This is a genomic window from Lentimicrobium sp. S6, from assembly GCF_013166635.1.
Lineage (GTDB): Bacteria > Bacteroidota > Bacteroidia > Bacteroidales > UBA12170 > UBA12170.
In genome coordinates this window covers 1-3615 of sequence record NZ_JABKBZ010000149.1, presented here as the reverse complement: position 1 = coordinate 3615, position 3615 = coordinate 1, and the positions used below count along the sequence as shown (strand labels likewise).

Annotated in this window: 2 protein-coding genes; both read right to left on the bottom strand. The window is 39.9% G+C overall.

Annotation, left to right across the window (positions count from 1 at the left end; genetic code table 11):
- Positions 1-3262 (bottom strand): S-layer family protein (locus HNS40_RS21780; RefSeq protein ID WP_172284829.1); only part of this gene is annotated, 3262 nt, incomplete at its 3' end.
- A 232-nt stretch (positions 3263-3494) separates the two neighbouring features.
- Positions 3495-3605 carry a transposase domain-containing protein gene (locus HNS40_RS23830; RefSeq protein ID WP_371742971.1) on the bottom strand — a complete coding sequence of 37 codons (111 nt, stop codon included), beginning with the start codon at positions 3603-3605 and terminating at the stop codon, positions 3495-3497.
- Positions 3606-3615 lie beyond the last annotated feature (10 nt).

Sequence of the window (3615 nt, the reverse complement as noted above, 5' to 3'; positions counted from 1 at the left end):
TAGCAGCTACTTCAATCATACCATTGGTATTTCCGTAGCATCCACTTACATCTGTAAGTATTACTTCAACTACTTCTAATAAAGCAGGTTCGGTAATTACTGTTGGCATATCATAAAGAACTCTACAGCCATTCATGTCTTTCACTTTCACTTGATATGTTCCTGCTACTAAACCTGTAAAGATTCCACCGTTAGCATGATACGTAGCACCATTGTCGATGGAATATTTTAATACTCCAGTTCCTCCAGTAGCATCGATATGAATCTCGCCACTAGCATCTCCAAAACAGCCCATCACATTAACTACATCAACGGCTACAATATTAATAGCAGCTGGTTCTGTAATTGTTACAGTTTCATCTAGTACTGTCTCACAACCATTGGCATCACGAACTAATATTTTGTATACACCTGGTCCTAAGTCCTCGAATAATGGGTTAATATGATAAGTAGTTCCGTTATCAATAGAATATAGGTAAGTAGGTGTTCCTCCACTTGCCACGATCGCGATACTTCCATTCATATTACCTGCACAAATAGTCACATCCATTGAAGTTACTTCATCAATACTTAGAGCTGTTAATGGCTCTATAACTGTATGAGGCCCTGAAATTTCAACACATGCATTTTGATCAGTTACTGTCAATACATAATCACCTGGGAATAATTCGTTGATGCTTTCTGTACTTGCAGTAAATCCATCAGGTCCTACCCATTCGTAAGTAAAGTCTGGGGTTCCGCCTGAAACTGTCATATGGATAACACCTGTGCTATTTCCATTACAATCTACATTGGTGATTCCATCTAATGTGATAACGATTGGAGCTGGTTCATTTACATGAATTGTTGTTCCCCATCCGCTAATACAACCATTGGCATCTTTCACATAGATATCATAATTGCCTGCTGCTAAATCTTCGAAAAGATTTGAGGTCTGCCAGGTGTTAGCATGGTCTATTGAATACATATAAGCTGGTGTTCCGCCACTGGCTAAAATTGAAATGGAAGGATTTTCTGGTGCACATCCACTTGCATTTGTTGTAATAACATTATTCACTATTAGCATTTCAGGCTCTGTGATGATCACTGATTCTGAATCGGTACAGCCATTATTATCGGTAATCGTTACGGTATAAGTTGCGGCTGCGATACCTGTGATAGCAGCTGTTGTGGCAGCATTGCTCCATAGGTAAGTATAGGGTGAAGTAGCTCCGGTGGCTGATGCTGTAGCAGCACCATCACTTCCTCCATTACAACTTACATTGGCATCAACTACTGCTGCTGCTACTAATGTCGCTGGCTCAGTAATGGTCACAGATTCTGTATCGGTACAACCATTGGCATCGGTTACAGTAACTGTATAGGTTCCGGCAGCTACACCTGTGATAGCAGCTGTTGTGGCAGCATTGCTCCATAGGTAAGTATAGGGTGAAGTACCGCCAGTGGCTGATGCTGTGGCTCCGCCATCACTTCCGCTATTACAACTTACATTGGCATCTACTACTGCAGCAGCTACCAAAGTTGTTGGTTCAGTTATGGTCACAGTCTCTGTATCGGTACAGCCATTATTATCTGTTATTGTAACTGTATAGGCTCCTGCAGATACACCTGTGATAGCAGCTGTTGTAGCGGCATTACTCCAAGCATAAATATAGGGTGAAGTACCGCCAGAACCAGCAGCTGTTGCTGAAGCATTTGAACCTCCATTGCAATCAATATTAGTTTGAGCAGTTATTGAAGCACTCAAGACGGCAGAGGGCTGGCTTACTGTAGCAGACGCAGTTGCGGTTTGACCGCTATTATCTGTAACTGTGACAGTATAAGTTCCTGCTGAGATACTTGATAGGGTATTTGTGGTAGAAGCAGTATTCGAAGTTGAGTATCCGTTTGACCATAAATAGCTGTAATTTGGTACACCTGTTGTTGTTGTTGTTGTTGTTGTTGTTGTTGTTGCTGTTAATGATCCCGTACTTGAACCATAACAATTTACATTAGTTTGTGAAGAGATAGTGACTCCAAACCCACTAATTACCGTCTGATTTACCGTACAAGTAGCTGAATTGCCACTTCCATCAGTAGCGGTTAGTGTAATGATTGTTACACCAAGACCAAGAGTTGCACCAGAAGCTGGTGACTGAGTAATGATAGGAGAACCAGTACAATTATCAATTGCCGTTACCAAAGTTGTCAAATCAGTCATTATGGCTTGATTTGAACTATTTCCAATCAAATCATTTGGTGTAGAAGCACAAACAGTAATGACAGGAGTTGTATTATCTACCACCGTTTGATTTACTGTACAAGTAGCAGTAAGGGTAATTGTAGTGGTTCCCAACCCAAGAGTAGCACCAGCAGCTGGTGATTGTGTAATGGTTGGAGAAGAAGTACAATTATCTGTTGCCGTCACAGAACCTGTTAAATTAGGAGCAGTCCCTTGGCAAGAAGCATTAGCAGGGATATTGCTAGGAGTTGAGGCACATACGGTAATAACTGGTGGTGTGTTATCAGGCAAGGTAGAAAGAGTTGTACTTGCTGTTGAAGTACCATTATCGTCAGTTATTGTTACTGTATATGTACCAGCAGCTAAACTTAAAATGGTATTTGTGGTAGAAGCAGTATTTGTTGTTGTAGAGCCATTACTCCATACATAGGAAAAGTTCGGGCTTCCATCTGAAGCTGTAGCTGTTAATGAGCCATTGTTTCCTCCTGGACAAGCAACATTTGATTGAGCTGTTATTGATGCAGATACTGGGGGTGTTGCTCCAGTAACTGTAAATGGAGTAGTCGATGGAGAATATAATGTGCTATTATCGAATTCCCATTTGTTTATATCCATAAGATCTACAAGTAAAGCTGCCTTATCACCAGAATGAAGTGATGTTGATTTATATTGTGCATTATCCACTTCTGAATTTACCCCATTTGGAAATAAACCCAAAAAACCATTTGATGCGTTTGACTTTCCTGTTGGTATTACAGAGCCATTAGTTGATGACGTGGCAGATGTAAACCATGCATTTCCTGAGGATCCTGCAATACCATTATCAGCTGAGAGTCCTGCAATAACATTAGTAGGTCCAGTTTGATAAATAAATAAATTATCTCCAAAGGTACCAAGCATGTTTCCAAGAAAAGGACTAAATGCTCCATCACTCGAAATTGACAATGGTGTTGAGCCAGAAGTGAATGTATAACTTAAGGCTGTTGCATCTACATGGCACTCCTCACCAGCACTAATATTTGTATTTGCTACAAATTTCATAGTACTTTCATTGGTATAAAAACTAGAGCCATTCCATCCCTCATCAGTGATGTAAAACTCAGTTGTAGCAGAAATGTCTGTTAAAAAAACGAAAGAGAATGTTTCATTATCACTAACATACCTTGTGAAAACTATGTCGCCATCAGTAAGTACAGTTTGAGAATAACTGTTTATGTAGTAAGCATCTGACCAACTACAAGGATAATTATATTAAAAGAATGTAATACTATGATTATAGCAGGGACAGGTTTTGCGGGAAGAGCTCATAAAGTTTATTGACTTTGTGCTCTGCAATAAGCTCCAAGACTTTGTTCATCCATATTTGAGGATTTACACCATGCATTTTACAGGTT

Excerpts from the sequence above, each read along its gene's own strand:
- HNS40_RS23830 (WP_371742971.1), bottom strand. The coding sequence starts at position 3,605 with ATGCATGGTGTAAATCCTCAAATATGGATGAACAAAGTCTTGGAGCTT.